This is a genomic window from Pedobacter sp. AW31-3R (assembly GCF_052180285.1).
Classification (GTDB): Bacteria; Bacteroidota; Bacteroidia; order Sphingobacteriales; family Sphingobacteriaceae; genus Pedobacter.
Window position 1 is genome coordinate 6025257 of record NZ_CP197475.1, and the last position, 18609, is coordinate 6043865.

23 protein-coding genes are annotated in these 18609 nt (G+C 42.5%); 21 read left to right on the forward strand and 2 right to left on the reverse strand.

Annotation, left to right across the window (positions count from 1 at the left end):
* Positions 1-40: 40 nt before the first annotated feature.
* Positions 41-1678 carry a hypothetical protein gene (locus tag ACSBL2_RS24535; protein WP_442589189.1) on the reverse strand — a complete coding sequence of 546 codons (1638 nt, stop codon included), beginning with the start codon at positions 1676-1678 and terminating at the stop codon, positions 41-43.
* Positions 1679-1765: 87 nt separating this feature from the next.
* Positions 1766-2074, reverse strand: a complete 309-nt coding sequence (locus tag ACSBL2_RS24540; RefSeq protein WP_442589190.1) for a hypothetical protein — start codon at positions 2072-2074, stop codon at positions 1766-1768.
* 229 nt (positions 2075-2303) lie between these two features.
* On the opposite strand from ACSBL2_RS24540, the gene ACSBL2_RS24545 reads away from it, so the two are divergent.
* The 21 genes from ACSBL2_RS24545 (at position 2304) to ACSBL2_RS24645 (ending at position 18570) form a co-directional block, all read left to right on the forward strand.
* Positions 2304-2822 carry a CHAP domain-containing protein gene (locus ACSBL2_RS24545; protein WP_442589191.1) on the forward strand — a complete coding sequence of 173 codons (519 nt, stop codon included), beginning with the start codon at positions 2304-2306 and terminating at the stop codon, positions 2820-2822.
* A 3-nt stretch (positions 2823-2825) separates the two neighbouring features.
* Positions 2826-3368, forward strand: a complete 543-nt coding sequence (locus tag ACSBL2_RS24550; protein ID WP_442589192.1) for a hypothetical protein — start codon at positions 2826-2828, stop codon at positions 3366-3368.
* A 2-nt stretch (positions 3369-3370) separates the two neighbouring features.
* Positions 3371-4612 carry a DUF2586 family protein gene (locus ACSBL2_RS24555; protein WP_442589193.1) on the forward strand — a complete coding sequence of 414 codons (1242 nt, stop codon included), beginning with the start codon at positions 3371-3373 and terminating at the stop codon, positions 4610-4612.
* Positions 4613-4615: 3 nt separating this feature from the next.
* The gene (locus ACSBL2_RS24560) at positions 4616-5044 is read left to right on the forward strand and encodes a hypothetical protein (RefSeq protein WP_442589194.1); all 429 of its coding nucleotides are present in this window, start codon (positions 4616-4618) and stop codon (positions 5042-5044) included.
* A gap of 22 nt (positions 5045-5066) precedes the next feature.
* On the forward strand, positions 5067-5423 hold the full coding sequence (locus ACSBL2_RS24565) for a hypothetical protein (protein WP_442589195.1): 357 nt from the start codon (positions 5067-5069) through the stop codon (positions 5421-5423).
* Positions 5424-5628: 205 nt separating this feature from the next.
* A complete protein-coding gene (locus ACSBL2_RS24570; protein ID WP_442589196.1) occupies positions 5629-6192 on the forward strand; it encodes a DUF6046 domain-containing protein in 564 nt (187 codons plus the stop codon).
* Between the two features lie 12 nt (positions 6193-6204).
* The gene (locus ACSBL2_RS24575) at positions 6205-6516 is read left to right on the forward strand and encodes a LysM peptidoglycan-binding domain-containing protein (protein WP_442589197.1); all 312 of its coding nucleotides are present in this window, start codon (positions 6205-6207) and stop codon (positions 6514-6516) included.
* Entirely contained in the window at positions 6516-7610 is a 1095-nt protein-coding gene (locus ACSBL2_RS24580) for a hypothetical protein (protein WP_442589198.1), read from the forward strand. Before ACSBL2_RS24575 ends, ACSBL2_RS24580 begins: the two co-directional genes overlap by 1 nt.
* Positions 7611-7615: 5 nt before the next feature.
* A complete protein-coding gene (locus ACSBL2_RS24585) occupies positions 7616-8923 on the forward strand; it encodes a hypothetical protein (RefSeq protein WP_442589199.1) in 1308 nt (435 codons plus the stop codon).
* Positions 8924-9015: 92 nt separating this feature from the next.
* Positions 9016-9192 (forward strand): hypothetical protein, encoded by a 177-nt coding sequence (locus ACSBL2_RS24590; RefSeq protein WP_442589200.1) that lies wholly within the window; start codon positions 9016-9018, stop codon positions 9190-9192.
* Between the two features lies 1 nt (position 9193).
* Positions 9194-9580 (forward strand): hypothetical protein, encoded by a 387-nt coding sequence (locus ACSBL2_RS24595; RefSeq protein WP_442589201.1) that lies wholly within the window; start codon positions 9194-9196, stop codon positions 9578-9580.
* Positions 9573-10538, forward strand: coding sequence for a hypothetical protein (locus ACSBL2_RS24600; protein WP_442589202.1), 966 nt, complete (start codon positions 9573-9575; stop codon positions 10536-10538). Before ACSBL2_RS24595 ends, ACSBL2_RS24600 begins: the two co-directional genes overlap by 8 nt.
* Positions 10535-11143 carry a hypothetical protein gene (locus ACSBL2_RS24605; protein WP_442589203.1) on the forward strand — a complete coding sequence of 203 codons (609 nt, stop codon included), beginning with the start codon at positions 10535-10537 and terminating at the stop codon, positions 11141-11143. Before ACSBL2_RS24600 ends, ACSBL2_RS24605 begins: the two co-directional genes overlap by 4 nt.
* Positions 11140-11436: a hypothetical protein gene (locus ACSBL2_RS24610; RefSeq protein WP_442589204.1), complete on the forward strand. Its 297-nt coding sequence runs from the start codon at positions 11140-11142 to the stop codon at positions 11434-11436. Before ACSBL2_RS24605 ends, ACSBL2_RS24610 begins: the two co-directional genes overlap by 4 nt.
* Positions 11436-12239 carry a baseplate J/gp47 family protein gene (locus tag ACSBL2_RS24615; protein ID WP_442589205.1) on the forward strand — a complete coding sequence of 268 codons (804 nt, stop codon included), beginning with the start codon at positions 11436-11438 and terminating at the stop codon, positions 12237-12239. The genes ACSBL2_RS24610 and ACSBL2_RS24615 overlap by 1 nt, the downstream gene beginning before the upstream one ends.
* Complete coding sequence (locus ACSBL2_RS24620; RefSeq protein WP_442589206.1) at positions 12236-12718, forward strand: hypothetical protein; 483 nt, start codon at positions 12236-12238, stop codon at positions 12716-12718. Before ACSBL2_RS24615 ends, ACSBL2_RS24620 begins: the two co-directional genes overlap by 4 nt.
* Positions 12718-13584 carry a hypothetical protein gene (locus ACSBL2_RS24625; protein WP_442589207.1) on the forward strand — a complete coding sequence of 289 codons (867 nt, stop codon included), beginning with the start codon at positions 12718-12720 and terminating at the stop codon, positions 13582-13584. The genes ACSBL2_RS24620 and ACSBL2_RS24625 overlap by 1 nt, the downstream gene beginning before the upstream one ends.
* 761 nt (positions 13585-14345) lie before the next feature.
* On the forward strand, positions 14346-15338 hold the full coding sequence (locus ACSBL2_RS24630; protein WP_442589208.1) for a hypothetical protein: 993 nt from the start codon (positions 14346-14348) through the stop codon (positions 15336-15338).
* Positions 15328-15576: a hypothetical protein gene (locus ACSBL2_RS24635; RefSeq protein WP_442589209.1), complete on the forward strand. Its 249-nt coding sequence runs from the start codon at positions 15328-15330 to the stop codon at positions 15574-15576. The genes ACSBL2_RS24630 and ACSBL2_RS24635 overlap by 11 nt, the downstream gene beginning before the upstream one ends.
* Positions 15566-15814: a hypothetical protein gene (locus ACSBL2_RS24640; protein WP_442589210.1), complete on the forward strand. Its 249-nt coding sequence runs from the start codon at positions 15566-15568 to the stop codon at positions 15812-15814. Before ACSBL2_RS24635 ends, ACSBL2_RS24640 begins: the two co-directional genes overlap by 11 nt.
* A 467-nt stretch (positions 15815-16281) precedes the next feature.
* On the forward strand, positions 16282-18570 hold the full coding sequence (locus ACSBL2_RS24645; RefSeq protein ID WP_442589211.1) for a hypothetical protein: 2289 nt from the start codon (positions 16282-16284) through the stop codon (positions 18568-18570).
* Positions 18571-18609: the final 39 nt, after the last annotated feature.

Here is an 18609-nt window from a genome sequence, read left to right on the forward strand (position 1 = left end):
AATGCCGTTTAATATATTCTTTAGAATGCCAAAATGATGGCTAGCTCCCTAAAACCAACTCACTGTCATGCACTGCGCCCGTCAAGATCTCAGTAATAATCCGTTTGATATCCATCGAGCCATTGTCCTGCAAAGTGGTGGTGGCAATCGTTAGGTTCTCCACAAGTTTTCCTATGGTTACCTGTACATTTCGCACCTGACTACCTACAGGCACGGCTGTGGAGACTGTTTCAGCAACAGGCACTGGCCTACCTCCTGGCAAACCGGTGGTGTTATTTCTTTTGCCCGTATCGGCATCGCCATACGTAAATGTCGAAGGCGGGGTAGTCAATGTAGCTCCGTTAACTCCCTGAGTAATTTTCCCTTCTTTTTCTTTTTTCTCTTTTTCTGCCGCCGCACTTTTAGCCATACTCTTATTATAGCCTTCGGTATATGCTTCACCTAGACCACCATTAGCTATCTTTCCTAATGCGGTAGACGTTTCTTTTAGTCCTTCAAAAAACATATCCTTATCAGAGAATGCCCCTCTGAAAATTTTCCCAAGTCCTGTAAAAACCTCTCCTGCAAGTAAACCAGCATTCCAAACTCCTTCAACCATAGCCCGAAAGTTATCCAAGTGTTTATACGCAACAACGACTCCTACTCCGAGAGCTGCCAGTGCAGCGATTGCAAAACCGATAGGATTTGCATTGAGCGCGGCATTCATAGCCCATTGGGCCGCAGTGAGTATAGTCATTGGAGCCTGAGTTAGCAAAAGATATCCCTGATAGGTCAGAAGTCCAGCACCAAGTGTGGCAAGCCCAACAGTAAGAGAACCAGCGACTTCCTTATTGGCTACAAACCAGTCCACTGTTGATTTTAAGGTATCCACCAGGAAACCAGCGAAAGAAAGAAAAGGTTTCAGTCCGGTCTCCAGCAATCCTCCTAAACCAACCTGCAAATTCTTGACCGACATATCAAAATCTGCCTGACCTCCTGCCGCTTCCCTCGCAGCAATAGCAGAACCACCGAACTGTTCTTTCAATGTATTCAGAATCAATCCCTGTGCACCGGCAAGGTCTTTTTGCTCAGTCATCTTCAAGATAGCCTCAGTTTGGGAGTCAGAAAAATCTGCCCCGGCATCCACCAGTCCTTTTAGCCCTTCCTTCGGATTATCCAGTGCTGCTCCTACTCTCTCCGCTGCTCCTTTCAAATCCGCCTCTCCACTACCGGCCATGCTCTGAGCCATATCCTGAATTGCGGGTATCGCCTGATCAAAAATCACTCCTCTTACCTTACCAAAGGCAAGTACCGCATGCTGGGCTTCTGCCGTAGCGGCCGGATCAAATAGCGTTGTATTCGAAAGTGCATTTGCTGAATTCTTCAGATCTGTAAGTGTTCTGCCAACCGCTCCCCCGGAATTCGTAAGCGTTACCATATTTTGCGCATCAATATCTCTCAATTTCTGATAAGCAGAAACCGAATCACCCACAAAGGCAACAATTGCTTCCGGTAATTTATTCTTAAGGTAATCCCTTGTTCCATCAATCATGCGCTCAAACAAAGTCATATTTCTACCTGAGTCCGCTACAGCATTGCTAAACCTGTTCACCGCAACTATCGCAGTATCTACACTGCTACCAAACTCCCGAATAATCCTATTGGTCTCCGGGAGTGCATAATCTAATCCTGTTGCCATAATTCCTCCATTTTTACTTTTTTAAATTTTAATTGTGTTGTGTTATTCATCTTTTGTTAATTATTGGGTTTATGATTAAAAAATATCCTACGCTGTAGTCTTATACTGTTTATTGAATCTTTCCAGTTCATGGGTCACTTTTCTCAGTTCCTCTGAAAGTTTATTCTTCTCGTCCAGTTCTGAGTAATACTTATTCCTCCAATTGTCCACCTCTTTTTTAAGGCTCTGGATTTCCAGGTTATTCGCATTTACATTTTCCTGCAGCTGCTTTACAAGTAATAGGATATAATCATTCTCATCTTTCTTACTCAGGGTAAACCTGTCGAATATTTTTATGGCTGCCCCTCCCCCGAAAAAGGGAACAATCAGCGTAGCGATAGTCTCAAATAGCGTCATTACAATATGGGTTTTAAGGGTAAAAATTTCTGCCTGCAGAACAAAAGTGCAGTAAAGGGAGCGCCAAAATAAACCCGTTTTCCCATCAATAGACAAACCAGTCTATTGAATAGATAAAGCTCTCTATTCGTGGGAATAGCGGTTTTGATACCGCATTTTATCTCTACACTTTTGGACATGCAAAACGGTAGCGCTATTAAATCTGCCGCTAAAAAACGAACAAAATAACATGACAAGAGCACAAAAAATTATTGCGGAAGCAGAGAAATATATAGGCCTCACCGAGCGCCCCGGTAACAAAGGTTTTTTCAATGCACCATTCGAAAAACTAATGAAGTCAAATGGATTTTATTCAGGAGCCCCCTGGTGTGCATTCTTCACAAAAATGATCTATGCAAATGTATATGCCGATCATCAAACACTGGAAGAAATTATTAGAAGATGCAACACCGGGGGTGCACTGGATACTTTAAAAAGACATGAAAACAACGGTACATTTTCCGTGGGAGAGGTACCAAAACCCGGAGCCATCGCGGTATGGAGAAATGGAAAAGGACCTGCCGGTCACCACGGCATCGTGAAAAGTGTCGATCTCAAAGCCAATACCATGGTCACCATTGAAGGGAATACCAATGCCAGTGGCAGCAGGGAAGGCGACCGGGTGGCCGTAAAATTAAGAACCATCACCAGGACTTTCAAAAATGATGGCTTAAACATCGAAGGTTACATCTATGCTTTGGAGGACTAAGTTATGCTACTCATAAAAATTACCTATCTAACAGCTCTTCTCTTCCTGACTTTACTCTTCTCCTGCAAAGTCATCAGACCAGAAAGCAGTTACACCAAAACCGACAGTACATCGGTACAATTCAGCCCCGTAGAAGTAACTGTCAGGGGAGGCAAAGTAGGCACATCCTTAAGTGTCGACAGTCTGCTCAGCGTATACCAGGCACAACGGCAACGCCACCTGGCCGACAGCAGCAGTGCTGTCCAACAGGGGCGGAAAATTCCGCCCCCACCGGAAACGGAAAAGCAAAGTTTTACAGATCCTGAAACAAAAGCACAGCTCACGTACTGGATCGACAAATATGGAAAACTGCAGCTGGGCTGCGAAAGTAAAGATCAGACCGTCACCTTTTTAACAGCGGAAATCACCCGTCTCAGCAAAGAGGTATCCACGCAAAAGGAGCTTATCAAAGAGCTCCCCACCTGGGCAGTAATGCTTTTTGGCAGCCTTGGCGTACTGCTCTTACTCTCTATACTCTTGAATATCCTACTATTTAAAAATCAATAAAAATGTCAAAACACAACGTTAACATTACAAAACGCAACGGTGCATTGGGCAGGCGTTCCCCAAATCAGGACGGAGTATGCGGACTGATCACTACCGGAGTAGCAATCGCAGGAAAACTAGTGCTGGACACCGTTTATCCCATGCGTTCCATCAGGGATGCCGTATCCATTGGTATCACTGCAGAATATGATGCTGCCAATGCCGTGCTGGTCCATCATGTGATTGATCGTTTCTTCAAAGCCAACCCCTCAGGAACGCTTAACGTCATGATTGCCGCACAAACCAATACGCTGGCCGATCTGGTAGATCCATCCAAAGACCTGGCTAAAAAACTCTTAAGAGAATCGCAGGGACTCATTAAATTCTGCGGCGTTTCCCGCAATCCCGCAGCTGCTTATGAGCCAACATTGCTCAACGGGCTGGATGCAGATGTACTTACCGCTGCTGCCAAAGCACAAAGCCTGTACGAATCGGAATTCAATGCCTTCAGGTATGCAGGTTTCCTTCTGGAGGGACGCAGCTTTAACGGTACTGCCGCAGCGGCGAAGGATCTCCGTACGCTGAACACGCCGAATGTAAGCATTACCATTGCCGCTGATCCTGCCATCAGTAAAGCCAATGCCAGATACGCAGGTTATGCTGCAGTAGGCGATGTACTCGGATTAATCAGCAAGGCATCCGTAAGTCAGGACATCGGTGAGCTTACCAGCGACTTTGATCTACAGGACACAGGCAATGGCGTTTTCGTCACAGCAGGTCTCAGTTCCGGCCAGGAGATCTCCACTTATAGTGAAGCCGATCTGGATGCCCTTGATGACAAAGGATACATCTTCCCTACCGCCATTGCCGGTATTGCGGGCTTCCACTTAAGTGACAGTCATACCGCCAGCACCCTGCAGAACAATGACTATGCCTACATCGAAAACAACAGGACCATTGAGAAGGCCATCTTCCTGGTAAGACAAGCCTTATTGCCTAAAATCAAGAGCAGGATCAAAGTAGACCCAGCTACAGGTTACCTGGAAGATGACGATGTAAAAGCATTGGAAGCAACAGGAGCAAAAGCACTTGCAGGCATGGAAACCGATGGCGACATCAGCGGGGGAATAGATTGTTATGTAAATCCTGAACAGGATATTCTATCCACCTCCGTCCTGGAAATTGAAGTCACCTTCATTCCGGTATCCATTGCAAGAGAAATTACAGTAGCCATCGGGTTTTCAAACCCTTTTAAATCAAACTAAACCATGGGAGTAGAAAAAGTAATCAACGCAGAGATCCATAGCTGGTCCAGTGTAAAAGTAAATTTATTAGGCCGCAGCATCGTTGGCTTAAAAGGCATCGAATACAGCGACAGCCAGGAAACAAAAGGTGTCAAAGGCAGAGGCAAGAAAGACATCGGTTTTGTCACCGGCAATTATGCTGCCACAGGAAAACTCACCCTGGAAATGGCAGAAGTAGAAGCCCTGAACAAATTGATGACAGACGGCATCAGCATCTACGATATCCCCGCCTTTGATATTATTGTGTGTTACAGAACCGGGAATGAACTGGTTACACATAAACTGAAGAACTGCCGGTTCACCGGTCAGGGCCGTACCGGAAAAGCAGGCGAAGTAAAAGAGTTTGAGGTAGAACTGCCTTTATATGTAGGTGACATCGACTGGAATGCTTAACAATTAATATTCATTTATACCAATGGCAAATACAACAAAAAATAAAGAAACAACTACAGAAATGATCGCCGGTGAGGTAGATCAGCGAACGCTGGAGTTATGGAAGGCACAGCACAAACAGGTCATCATCATTGACGTGGAACTGGAAGACAAATCAAAAATCAGGGGTTACTTTAAAAAACCAGGCAGGGACATCATCGCCAACTGTGTCAATGATGCCACCGCCGGACAGATTTTTGAAGCCCGGGAGTTCCTGGCAAACAGCACCTGGCTGGGTGGCGACACTCAATTCCAGACAGATGAAGATGTAGCCATTACGGCACAGGTACAACTCTGGAAATCGCTAAATTTTCTAAAAGCGGAAGCAGTGAAATATTAAATCTTTGCCCGTCAATTGCTACGGGCAAAGATCTCGATCTCTTTCGCAAGGCAAATGCACTGATCAGGTATCATTTCAAAATTGATCCTGATCAGTTAACAGATGTCGAATTTTCAGAAATATGGCAGCAATTATTATATGCATTACACTTTGAGAGCAAGCGCCTGTCGGGCGATGGCAAAACACCAATTTATTTATAAACAACATGGGCAATATAAATTTTAATTTGAATGAATTATATGCTAAAGTATTCGGAATCAGCGGCACAGAAATAACCTATAATGGCCTTGATACTTCCGGAGCATCGGTAGCCACAGCATCAGCATTACTTGGCCTTCCAGTCTATGATCAGGTTACCTTAAAGTATCTGGATAAACCACTCCTCTTACCGGGCTCACCGATGATTGATATCACTGCCACCAAAAGTATCGTCACCACCCCTATAAAGGGAAGGAACGGAACGGTGAAAGAATATATCAGTATTGACGATTACCAGATCAATATCAGGGGAGTAATCATCAATTATGAGAGCGACGAATACCCGGAGCTCACGGTCCATAACCTGCATAACATCTTTAAGGCAGATACTGAAATGCAGGTTACTTCTGCCCTGTTGAACTTACTGGACATTCATTACCTGGTCATTAAGCAGATCAAATTTCCGGAGGTGGAAGGCTATAGAAACATGCAACCTTATGCCTTGCAGTGTTTAAGCGACATGCCGCTGGAGCTGGTGATCAAAGACGCTAAAAATCAAACCCCCAACTAAAAAAACAGCAGTATGATTATACAGGTAATTTATGGACAAACACTAATGGACATTGCCGTTCAATACTACGGAGACCCCAGGGCATTGGCCGACCTGGCAAATGACAATGGACTCAGTATCAGCACAGATATCTTCGCTGGACAAAGCCTGCTCATCAGTGATACCTATCCGGAAACAGCATTAAGTATCTATGCCGATTACATGAAACAGGGAAATATCAGCGTAGTCAGCAGTCAGGGTGGGGAAACTGAATCTATCCGCGTACTGGCAACAAATGACAATACAGTTTTGGCCGATAACAATAACAAAAGCATTCAATTATAATGTGGGACTTAATTAAAATATGGCAGCTTATCCAGGGCAATAACTTGCAGGATGAGCACGAATTGCCGCTTAGCGAAGGCCAGGGGGCCGGACAAACGAAAAAATACAATATCGGACAGCTGAAGCAGTATCTATTAACTTTTGTAATGGACAGAATTTCGCTGATCACCAAAGGAGACAAGGGCGAGAGGGGTGATACAGGTGCAAAAGGAGAAAGGGGAGACCGGGGAGATCGCGGTGAGCAGGGTACAGCCGGCATCACTGGTTTGAAAGGCGATCAGGGAATTGCCGGCCCATCAGGTATTCAGGGTGCAAAAGGTGATAAAGGCGATCAGGGAATGCCTGGTCCTGAAGGTATGCAGGGAATGCAAGGTATACAGGGCATTCAGGGCGAACAGGGTGTTCCCGGAATTCAGGGAAATATGGGTGATACCGGAGAGCAGGGTGAACAGGGACTGCAGGGAATTCCAGGTACGCCGGGAACGGCAGGTGCAGGTGTACCTGCAGGTGGTACCACGGGTCAGTTTCTGGAAAAAATAAACTCCACCAGCTACAACACACAATGGGCCGATCTGGGTACAAGGGTCAGGGCACTGGTGTTATCCGGCCTTGTCACCACCACAAACTCTGCAATCACTGCCGCGGATAGTGTTTTGACTGGCCTGGGCAAAATACAGGCACAGCTAAACAACAAGCAGGCCACCATGGGCATAGCTACTGATGCCGACTTACAGAATGGAACCGACAATGCAAAGTATGTGACGGCGCTGAGGAATAATAGCTGGTGGACATGGGTTAAAGCCCAGTCGGCTCAATGGGTATTGCCTGCATTTTCCGGCAGCAATACCAGGATAGCCGAATTCGCTGCAGATGGTACTTTATCAGCCAGCAAGCAAATCATTGATGCCATCAACAGTGATCAGGATATTATTAATGCCATTGCTACGGTGACCTTCAACGCAGCGAACAATTACAAAGTAATTATCGCTCCGGAAAACAACAAGATCATCAGCTTCGGACAGGTTTTGTATGTGGGTAATTACAAATATGAAGCGGTATCAGATAATCAAATCGTACGTATTCCCTTAGGCTAAATAGAATGAGCATCAATCAATTCAACAACAAAATTGTGAGATTTGGTCAAAGTTTGATCAATTATCCTGCAGGAATTACGCTGAATGGGAGAGGCTTGTCTTTTCCAAATTCAACACCATCTAATACTGGATCCTTCATATTGATATTCAATGAAGCCACACAGGTAAGTATTAATTATGGGAATGGGATAGTCATTAACTATCCTACAACACAGACAGCAGTCGGGTCACATACTTTTCACATCTATGCAAAAGGGAGTAATACCTTTTCTACTCCACCAGCATATGCTTTCACTAAATATGTGTATCCAGATGGTTTAACAGATGCTGATAGAACTGTGAATATTCAATACAGAAGGGATCTCTTGAAACAATTTCTGAGTGTATCCAACACTTTTCTTATCGTGCAGGATCTGGCTTTTGAATTTGCTAAACACCCATCACTGGAGATTTTCCAAATGACACTGACTAATATTGTCAATCGTTTTAATCTCAAATCAGTAAATGCAATTTCTAATCCCAAACTTATCAATCTGTTTATCAACAGTAGCTTTGCAAATACCTCCCCATACTATACTCAGATCCCGATAGAGATTTTCGATTTACCGCTAACAAATCTCACCATGGGTGGAATTGGTTATAAATCCGTAACCTTTGCTAAAAATAATTTTGATAAACTCCCATTGTTAAAAAATACCCTAACAAATTTAAGTTTAGCTGAGACCAGTCTTGCGGATACGAATAATGGGGAGGGACCACTGCCAGAGCAAATAACTGAATTATCAAAACTAAGGTATTTAGCTTGTATAAATACAAGGCACACCGTTATCCCAGCAATGATCAATCAGCTAACCGGACTTACTACGCTGAGTTACAATTACACTTCCACTCTTTTAAGTGTCGGTGATATCAGTGCACTTACCAATTTAAAGACAATTAATCATACCAATGCATATAGTATCAGTACAGACATTCCTTCCTATTATGCACAAACAATGGTCAAACTAGTCACTTGGACATTCTCGGGAGCATTCAGGACACAAGAAAGGATGTTATCATTCATTGATAATATGTATTCATTTATTACAAGTAATGCTGCAATTAGCGCTTCCGGAAGCTCATCATTCCGCACAATGGTTATTAGTATCAATGAAACAACGAACAATGATGGTACAGTCATCCCTGAAGGAATTTATCAGCAACCTACTGAGTACATCAAAGATATATCGAATGGCAATCCCTCATCATCACTAGAAAAGATCTGGGTATTGGTTAATCAATATGCGCATACATGGACCTACAGGGCCACCTAACAAAAGTCCTGGTTAATTATGCTAATCAACAAAAGAGGATCAACCCTTATTTTAATCATATCCCTTCTTTCTCATCATTAAAAAACCAAAAGATGAAATACTTAATTATATATACTTCTTCAACGGTACTGGGCATTTCTGAATTTACTGCAGGCACCGCCGTAGTCACCCCATACAACTTCCTGGTCGAAACCCTGGAAAACGCAGCCACTATGCTCGGTACCCTCAGCATAGACACTACACTCCTCACCGAATTTAATCCACAATAATATGGAACAACTATTCATGAAACAGCTTTTAGGAGGACAGGATCTGGTCATTTATCTTGCCGGTTTTGTCTTCGCCTTAATCGGCGTAGCCATCAGGTTACTCAACGGGGCAAAAAAAAGAGACAAGCTCAGCAAACACACACCCTACAATTTCTCCTGGAAATTCCTGGTGCTCGACAACCTCAGGGATCTTATCCTGGGACTGTTAATGGCCTTCATTCTCTTCAGATTCACCAATGTACTGATCTCTGCCGGCTTACAGCGGCTCATCGGCTTCGACATTGAGGGGGTAGACAAAATGTTTTATGCTTTTCTGGTAGGTACAGCCTTCACTACCGTTTCACAATGGTTCAAGAGGCTGGAATTAAATGCAGGAAAACATGCTTAAACCAATCGTACATATTGCTATCACCAATCCTGTTAGCGGCAAATTGCTCGAATTCGATTTCGTCAATGAAGTGCAGATACAGAAAAGTTTAAATGCCCTTACCAAAACCTGTAACATCAAATTGCCCAGAAAGTTGCTGGTATTACAGGGAGACATCAACACCATTTTGAAACGTGGTTCAACAGTAGTGGTTAAACTGGGTTATAATGGCGAGCTGCGGACAGAATTCACCGGGTATATCGCGCGTTTGGGTGCCAAGACGCCGATGGAAATATTTTGTGAAGACGAGATGTGGATACTGAAACAAAACTCCTTCAGCAAAGCCTGGAAAAACGTACAGCTGGCAGAGATTATCAGGTACGTCTATAAAGGCAGAATCCGTGTTCCAGATCATAAATTAGACAGTTTTGTCATTAAAAAACAAAGTACGGCCGAAGTATTGGAAAGCCTGAAAAACAAGGCGAAAATAAGGTGTTATTTCGACAGTGACAACGTATTGGTTGCCGGTTTTAATACGGCTACATCCACTAAAACCGATCTCAGTCAACGGGCTATCTATGACTTTAATGTAAACGTAATTGAGAATGATCTGGAGTACATCATCAATGATACCCTGAAGATAAAAGTCACCGGCATCAGCAAATTATCCACCGGGAAGATCATTGAACATGTAATTGGCGATGCTGATGGGAAAAATACAGATAGGAAATATAACAATATAAATCAAAAAACCCTTGAGGAAAATGTAAAGCGGGAATTTGAAAAGCTGAAGGGAAACAAGTATAAAAATAGTTTTAAAACGTTTGGTATCCCTTACACAGAACCCGGTTTCACCGCCGTCATGAACGACAAAAAATATCCTGAACGGGAAGGATCTTATTTAATTGAATCCGTGAATACCACCTTTGGCACAGGAGGGTTCAGGAGACAAATCACCTTAGACACCAAAACAGCATGAGCGACTTAAAACGAGCAATCCAACGACTTTCCAAGAAAAGCACAGGCTTCGATGCCACCATGGAACTGGCTATTGTACAGCAGGTAAATGAGAAGGAAATGACCTGCAGCGTTATTCTGTATGACGATAAGGATCTTCTTCTGGAGGAAGTAAAGTTAAAACCTATCGTGCCGGAGGCAGACTTTACCACCATGGGTATAGTCACCTATCCTGCTGTGGGCAGCTATGTTATCATAGGGCAAATTAACAATAGTGAAGATGACCTCTTTGTGGTGGCATGTACTCAAATAGATAAGCTATCCTGCGATGCAGGGTCTGAGTTTAAACTGCTGCTCAATACGAAGGAAGGAACAATGGAATTATCCACACCCGAATTGACTTTGAATGGCGGCAAACAAGGCGGCCTTCCATTAATCAACCCACTGCTGGACAAAATCAATCAGCTGGAAGAGAAAGTAAACGGGCTACTGTCCGATTTTAAAGTACACAAACATCTGGGAGTAATGTCAGGAGCAGCAATCTCCGGCCTGTCCGATAAGTTAGGGCCTTCTGCTATCGAAATGACCAAACTCGCCGACTTGGAAAACAAATCTATAAAACAATGAAAGACATATTACTGGACGACAACTTAGACCTGGCTTTTGAGGGAGGAGATTTTATTGTAGGCGATGCAGAAGATCAGCATCAGCAATTGATCCTTCTTGCTTCACAAGGGAGCTTCAGGGAAAGCCCGCTAACGGGTATCAACATCATCAGCTACATGAAAACCGGCTTCAACCGTACACAGGTAGACGAGCTTAAACAAAAATGCAGGGTGCAACTTCAGTATGACGGGTATGCAAACGCATTCATACAAATTAATTCATTTGAAGATATACAAATAAACGCAGAAAGATAATGGCAAGGACACCAGAAGAAATCAGGGCACAAATGCTCGCCCAGAAAGAACTACAAACAGAATTAAGCGCATTAAACAGCCTTAGCAATACTGCTATATGGCGTCTGTGGATATTTATTACGGTAATGACCATCTATTATTTCGAAGTGGCGCTTGATGCCTATAAAGCATCGGTACAACTCATTATCGACAATAACCAGTATGGAACATTAACCTGGTGGTACAATCAGATCAAAGGCTATCAGCATGGCGATTTACTCAGCTTTATCAACAATGTTTACAAGTACCCCGCAGCGGATACAAGTAAACAGATCATCAAGTACTGCAGCGTAACCGATAACGGTGGGAAAGTACAGATCAAAGTAGCCAAGCAATCGGGAAACGAACCTGTTGTGCTTACAGCCGATGAAATCAATGGCGTGGTAGATTACGTCAGCGACATCAGACCTGCGGGCACACAAATTACAGTACAAAGTCTTGCGGCAGATCTGGTCAGAATAAAGCTGAATGTATACTACAATGCCAACGGCGATATCAACCTCATCAAACCCGCCGTTGAGGCTGCGGTCACCAATTACCTGGCGAATATACAGTTTGACGGCGTCTTGTATCTCAATAGACTAATTGATGCCATCCAGTCAGTTCCCGCCGTGGTCAACGATCAGGTCGAAATTCTGGAAGCCGCTGCCCAGGGAAGTGGCGACCCTTATCAAACATTCAGCAGCAGATATGCTGCCAAGTCGGGCTATTTCAAGGTCGATCCAGATTATCCATTAAGTACTCAAATAAATTACCTCACATGATTTTTGACATTGATTTAAAGAAGATTGTAAAGTGGCTTACTCCCTATTTCTTATGGAAGCCGAAACAAACAGCATGGCTTACCATATTGCTCTTTCCGCTGATCTGGCTTTATGAACAGTTTTTAACTTACCGCACAGCGATGTTAAGAGAAGCCACTACAAATAGTCAGGTCATCAGACTCACGAGATCGCTAAGAGACCGATACAATAACGAATCGATTTATATCAGTCATTTTTCCGACTATATCAATCAGGCCTTCGTCTACCTGGAGCTGGAAGGATCATTTGATACTTTCGACTACCTGTCAGGGGAAGCACATCTACCTGCCGACTACGATTTCATGCAGACAGAATATGAAGATCAGTTTGATTTTGTCGTCAGAATTCCTGCTGTCCTTACCGCGCAGGCAGATACCATCACAGCCTATGTGAATAAATACAAATTAGCAAGTAAACGTTTTAAAGTAGAAATTATATAATGAAGAATTTAAGGACATTACAAGGTGGCTATCCACGTCAGATGGATTACATGCTGACCTTGCAGAATGAATTGATGACCGTTACGAACGCCATGTTCGGCAAACTGGGACAGGATATGGTACTTAGCGGCTGTGAGGTACTGAACAATGGCAATGGCACGGTGAATATCGCCGCGGGACTGGTATTTGTCGGAGGCGAAGTTATCCGCTTCGACGGGGCCAGTAATGTTGCAGCAGACCTCACGAAGGCTTTTGTTAAAGATGCACCGGTTTCAACCGACCCCAGAACCTTCGGTGATGGCATAGAAAAACCAGTCTATACTGAAGTAAAAGCGATCATTGGTAACAGAACAACCATCAAGCAAATTGCAGTAAACACAGAATTGTATACCCTGGCCACCTATATCCGTGATACTGCCGCAGGTTATGCAGTAAAAGGTGAGTACAAAGACATCTACGATTTTGATGGTTCCTTTCTGCAAAACTTTGACAACAGCGGCCTTGGTATTACAGCCCGCTATGCAGATTGGGCATTGGACAATGGCAACAATGGCACTCCGGGCAGTATTGGTCGTGTGCTCATTGGTGCCGGGACTTACACTGACCTCCTGAGAGGTATTCAAACAGTTTACAGCAATGGTACAACCGGTGGAGAAAAGGAACACCGCCTAACTATTGCAGAAATGCCAAATCACTCCCACCCCTTTAATCCTGGTGATAACAATGGCCGCAGTGATAATGCAAACGACAGAGATGTCATGCTTCCCGGTGGTACAAACAGAACCACTGGATCAACAGGCGGAGATCAGTACCATAACAATATGCAGCCTTACCTCGCTGTTTACAGGATTATTAAAATCAGGTAACACCACTGGTATCATGAAATAACATTCCAAACCCACCATATATCATTTCATTTTAAATTATCACCACATGACAGAAGCAGTAGTTACCGTCACAGAACAACTCAACATTCCAATTAAAGACATCTACACCACTGATGCCGCAGGTTCCATCGCCCTAGGGTCAGCTAATAGAAAAGAATAACAGGTGGTTGGTTAGAGGCGCCAATAAGTAAAAAGGTATAAAAAAATCCAGTGACCCTAATCAGACAACTCTAGGAGTGTCCTAAAAGGCTGGACACCCATTGTCATCTTATCAGATACCTACAGGTTTAACATCCGGTTACAGGCACACACCTCTCATTAATAACAAAGAATGTAATAAACCGTCTTTAATTACGGTTTATTACATTCTTTGTTATCAGTAAATATTAATTTTTCAGTAGTTCTTATTGTTGTTCATTGGTCTTCAAGCTACCTCCGGTGGTTTTCAGTAGTTCTTATTGTTGTTCATTGGTCTTCAAGCTACCTCCGGTGGTTTTCAGTAGTTCTTATTGTTGTTCATTGGTCTTCAAGCTACCTCCGGTGGTTTTCAGTAGTTCTTATTGTTGTTCATTGGTCTTCAAGCTACCTCCGGTGGTTTAATGTTTATAAAATATCACAATCCGATTTTATTGATTTTTGCATTCAAGAATTGCGAAATCCATTGCTGTTTGTAAGGAGTATACTTATGATAATTTTATTTAAATAAACAATTATTGAAAAATCGGCAGTAAACTTCCGCCATGATTGATAGAAAAGATAAAATGTGGAAAAGTGTATTTAATGATTTTCCTGTTGACGGAATAAAGTTCTTTTATCCCAAAGACTATGAAACACTTGATCTGGAGCGAAAGCCAGAGTTTCTCAACACTGAACTTATTCCTACTGAAACTTCAGGTGAAGCTGAATCCGGAATAAAAATAGCCGACATGCTGATAAAATTCTATACCAGAAAAACTAAAGATGACTGCCTGATCTTCCACTTCGAAGTACAGGATAAGTATAACCCAAATTTTGATTCAAGAATGATCACTTACAACCTTCGCGGACGTGACAAATTCGGGAATGTCGTTATCAGTTGTGCTATCTTTACCGAAGTGACCAATAAAAAAAGATCTGGCATCTATAAATCTGCCGAACTTGGAAACCTTTTGTATTACCGGTACAATACCTATAAAGTATCGTCACAATCAGACGAAGAGCTACTGGCTAACCCTAATCCTTTTGCCATCATTATCCTTACTTCCAGAATAGTAAACCTGGGCAGAAACATTCAGGATGGAATAAAACGCGATCAGTTACTGATGATGAAGAAACTGGAGCTCTTTAAAATCGTTTATGGCAGAACAGACCTGAGTTATGAGAATAAGAAAAAGTTACTTATTTTCATAAATTCATACATCATTATCCTAAATAAAGAAATTAGCATTACATTTGATAAAGAAATTTATAAATTAAATTTAAAACTTACAATTATGGGAATTGAAGAAGTAGTATTGGAAGGTATGTTGGAAGACGCAAAATTGGAAGGGAAAGAGCTAGGGAAAGAGATAGGCATAAAGCTAGGGGAAGAGATAGGAATAGAGTTAGGCGAATTAAAAAAGCAGAACGAGATTATAGCTGAAATGTTAAAAGCGAACCTCCCTGATGAAATTATAGCGCTTACTATAAAGCTACCAATTGAAGAAGTGAATGCATTATCCACCAAATTTAAAAGTAATACCAATGGGAATTGAAGAAGTAGTATTGGAAGGTATGCTGGAAGATGCAAAACTGGAAGGGGAAGAGCTAGGGAAAGAGCAAGGCATAAGGCTAGGGAAAGAGATAGGTGAATTAGAAAAGCAGAACGAGATTATAGCTGAAATGTTAAAAGCGAACCTCCCTGATGAAATCATAGCGCTTACTATAAAGCTACCAATTGAAGAAGTGAATGCATTATCCACCAAATTTAAAAGTAATGCCAATGGGAATTGAAGAAGTAGTATTGGAAGGTATGCTGGAAGACGCAAAATTGGAAGGGAAAGAGCTAGGGAAAGAGCAAGGCATAAAGCTAGGGGAAGAGCTAGGCGAATTAAAAAAGCAGAACGAGATTATAGCTGAAATGTTAAAAATAGGGTTATCGCATGCTATCATAGCGAACATTGTAAAAATTCCAATTGAAGAAGTAACAACCTTATCTATTCAAGTCCAAAATAACAACCGTGACAATTGAGGAAGTGGTATTGGAGGCTTAAAATCTAACACCTTATACATCATTTGGCAATAGTGTGCAAATTGTTCATCATGATGATTTAAGCGATTCCATTAACCTCATAAGAATCATCCAACAGGTTCAGCCCGACTAATTATACGAATCCTGATTTACTAATATCATATCCAAGCATAACTAGCGGTCGGTTAGAGGCGCCAATAAGTAAAAAGGTATAAAATAATGCCATGATCCTAATCAGGCAATTCCAGGGTGTCCTAAAAACATGGAATCCCTATTGTTATCTACTCAGATAATCCACTCACAAACAAAGGTATTTTCTCATCAATAGATAGATTAGTCTATTGAATACATCAGTTTTCCTATTGCTGGGAATAGTGGTTTTGAATCGAATTTTTAGATCTACACCTTTGAAAAACAACAAAGTACAATCATTAATACGAGTCTTAAATAAATTTAATTATCACCCCATGACAGAAGCAGTAGTTACCGTAACAGAACAACTCAACATTCCAATTAAAGACATCTTCACCACAGATGCAGCAGGCTCCATTGCCCTAGGGTCAGCGAACAGGATCAAGACAAAAGGAAGTGACAATATCGTAAGAGAAATTGCCAACCTGGAAGAAACCATTCCATTATCACAAAAAGATGCTCCTTCAGGAGTACCTGCATTAGATGAGCATGGCAAATTAGACCAGCGATACCTGAAATCCATTACCAGCATTGCCCAGTTAAAAACTATTCCAGGCTTATCAGAAGCTGACCGCGTATTTGTCTCTGGTTATTATGTATCAGGCGACAGAGGCGCAGGAGAATTCAGATGGAGTGCAACCTCCACTGATAATGATAATGAAGGAACCGTTATACAGGTTACCGGTGTGTCAACAGGCAGATGGGTCAGGATTTTTGATGGCATGCACAGACCCGCCTATTTCGGTGTAATGGGCAATGGAACAGATGAAGGCGCTAAATTACAGGCAATCATTAGTCTTGGACGCGACATGATTTTCGAGGGAAGCAGAAGGGAATACCGTACAAAGCAGACATTGGTGCTATCCAGACCCCGTCAGGTGTTGAATTTCAACGGTTCAGAATTACTGGCAGCAAATGATTCAAATTTTGAAACTGCACCTGGTAGTGGCATATATCATCCTTTGATACGTATAGACGGAGAGTTTTGCAGAATAGACAACATTGTGATTACAGGATCTGCTACCAATAAATCGGGTGGCATACAAGTTAATGGCTTACGTTCTGCTGTAGAACATTTTTACATAGGTGGCGTCATTCAGGGCCATGGAATCAACCTTACCGCGCTGGAAGCAACATTAAGATTTGGAAGAATTAGAGGAGCACTAGGAAACGGGGTCAACGTAACAAATTACGATGTGAATATTATGGATGTCTTCTCCGAGCATAACGGATCTTCAGGATTTGCGACATCTAATCATGGTTCAATGGTTTTATACAATTGCCATGCATTACTTAACAGAATCGGATTTTATATTGGTGGAGCAGGCTTCTGTCAAATTTCCTCCTGTTATGCTGACACAAACAGCTATCTGGGCTGGCACATTCTCAATAGTTCTTCCAACAAGTTTGTAGACTGTTGGGGATTCCAAAGTGGATCCGGGGAAAATGGTCAGGATATTCTTGAGCAAGGCACTTCAACCAATAACATGTTTATTGCCTGCAGTACAAGTAAAAACGCATCTATCGATCCCACAACACCGGATTGGATAATGACCAATACGAGCACTTACCTCGGCTGTTCTTCCCTAAGAACACCCGCCGGATACTCAACTGCCAAAACCATTATTGGCTGTTATGGAGCATTGGCACAATATAATCAGGTAAAGGGAATAAATACAGGCGATGAAACAGTCCTAACCGTTGCTGCTAAACTTGATTTAAGACAAACCTGGACAAAATCTGCTCTCGATGTTCCTGTTATCAACGGTTTATATACCATTGCCATTCCGGAATTACTCAATAGAAGACCTACCAGAGTAACAAAAGACTCCATTCCTTTCAGACCAATTGCCATTGAAAACATCACGTCAGGTCAGGTATATTATGATTCAATTGCAGGAACATTATCATTTTTAACACCTGTCCTTTCCGGAGACATTTTTGAGATTGACAGTATACCGATGATCATTACAGAAAGCCCACAGGTAGCGGATAAATTTGAGAGAACAGCAGCGACCTTAGACGGCAGTATTGCCACTGACGGACAGATTGAAAGCACATGGGCAGTAACGAGCAGTGACGGTCTTGGGGTGTGGAGTATTTCTGCATCACGTGCAAAAGCCACAGCTGGTGCTAACACTACTTTACTACTAACTGAAGGAACAGCAAATGGATACATAGAAGCTACGGCTACCCTTGTTAAAACATCAGGTACCGTAAATGACAGGTACATGGCGATTGCATTCAGAACCCTAGACCTTGCCAATACCTTCTTCCTTTCCTATACCAATACGGCATACTGGACTTTAAGAAAGTCAATCAACGGGGTGGGTTCTACGCTTGCGATCATCAATAGTGTTCCGGCAACAAGCGGTGATTTCATAAAAATTGCTTTTAATGGAAATAAGATCCTGGTTTACATCAATGGAGTATTACAGGCATCCGTTATTGACAACGACTTAATCACTAATACCAAATTTGGATTTGCAGGAAGAGGTAATACAGACAGCAGCAGTGCATGGGGCGATATCAGTTTTTATGACACCTCTGCCGGAGCAGTTTAACATTCCAGGTACTGCCAATTTATATTTTCCCTTGCTGAC

Bases quoted from the DNA above. Each gene is read 5' to 3' on its own strand.
- ACSBL2_RS24640 (WP_442589210.1), top strand. From the start codon at position 15,566: ATGGGAATTGAAGAAGTAGTATTGGAAGGTATGCTGGAAGACGCAAAA.
- ACSBL2_RS24545 (WP_442589191.1), top strand. From the start codon at position 2,304: ATGACAAGAGCACAAAAAATTATTGCGGAAGCAGAGAAATATATAGGC.
- ACSBL2_RS24635 (WP_442589209.1), top strand. From the start codon at position 15,328: ATGGGAATTGAAGAAGTAGTATTGGAAGGTATGCTGGAAGATGCAAAA.
- ACSBL2_RS24565 (WP_442589195.1), top strand. From the start codon at position 5,067: ATGGCAAATACAACAAAAAATAAAGAAACAACTACAGAAATGATCGCC.
- ACSBL2_RS24625 (WP_442589207.1), top strand. From the start codon at position 12,718: ATGAAGAATTTAAGGACATTACAAGGTGGCTATCCACGTCAGATGGAT.
- ACSBL2_RS24630 (WP_442589208.1), top strand. From the start codon at position 14,346: ATGATTGATAGAAAAGATAAAATGTGGAAAAGTGTATTTAATGATTTT.
- ACSBL2_RS24610 (WP_442589204.1), top strand. From the start codon at position 11,140: ATGAAAGACATATTACTGGACGACAACTTAGACCTGGCTTTTGAGGGA.
- ACSBL2_RS24540 (WP_442589190.1), bottom strand. From the start codon at position 2,074: ATGACGCTATTTGAGACTATCGCTACGCTGATTGTTCCCTTTTTCGGG.
- ACSBL2_RS24620 (WP_442589206.1), top strand. From the start codon at position 12,236: ATGATTTTTGACATTGATTTAAAGAAGATTGTAAAGTGGCTTACTCCC.
- ACSBL2_RS24575 (WP_442589197.1), top strand. From the start codon at position 6,205: ATGATTATACAGGTAATTTATGGACAAACACTAATGGACATTGCCGTT.
- ACSBL2_RS24550 (WP_442589192.1), top strand. From the start codon at position 2,826: ATGCTACTCATAAAAATTACCTATCTAACAGCTCTTCTCTTCCTGACT.
- ACSBL2_RS24535 (WP_442589189.1), bottom strand. From the start codon at position 1,678: ATGGCAACAGGATTAGATTATGCACTCCCGGAGACCAATAGGATTATT.
- ACSBL2_RS24645 (WP_442589211.1), top strand. From the start codon at position 16,282: ATGACAGAAGCAGTAGTTACCGTAACAGAACAACTCAACATTCCAATT.
- ACSBL2_RS24605 (WP_442589203.1), top strand. From the start codon at position 10,535: ATGAGCGACTTAAAACGAGCAATCCAACGACTTTCCAAGAAAAGCACA.
- ACSBL2_RS24570 (WP_442589196.1), top strand. From the start codon at position 5,629: ATGGGCAATATAAATTTTAATTTGAATGAATTATATGCTAAAGTATTC.
- ACSBL2_RS24580 (WP_442589198.1), top strand. From the start codon at position 6,516: ATGTGGGACTTAATTAAAATATGGCAGCTTATCCAGGGCAATAACTTG.
- ACSBL2_RS24585 (WP_442589199.1), top strand. From the start codon at position 7,616: ATGAGCATCAATCAATTCAACAACAAAATTGTGAGATTTGGTCAAAGT.
- ACSBL2_RS24595 (WP_442589201.1), top strand. From the start codon at position 9,194: ATGGAACAACTATTCATGAAACAGCTTTTAGGAGGACAGGATCTGGTC.
- ACSBL2_RS24590 (WP_442589200.1), top strand. From the start codon at position 9,016: ATGAAATACTTAATTATATATACTTCTTCAACGGTACTGGGCATTTCT.
- ACSBL2_RS24555 (WP_442589193.1), top strand. From the start codon at position 3,371: ATGTCAAAACACAACGTTAACATTACAAAACGCAACGGTGCATTGGGC.
- ACSBL2_RS24615 (WP_442589205.1), top strand. From the start codon at position 11,436: ATGGCAAGGACACCAGAAGAAATCAGGGCACAAATGCTCGCCCAGAAA.
- ACSBL2_RS24560 (WP_442589194.1), top strand. From the start codon at position 4,616: ATGGGAGTAGAAAAAGTAATCAACGCAGAGATCCATAGCTGGTCCAGT.
- ACSBL2_RS24600 (WP_442589202.1), top strand. From the start codon at position 9,573: ATGCTTAAACCAATCGTACATATTGCTATCACCAATCCTGTTAGCGGC.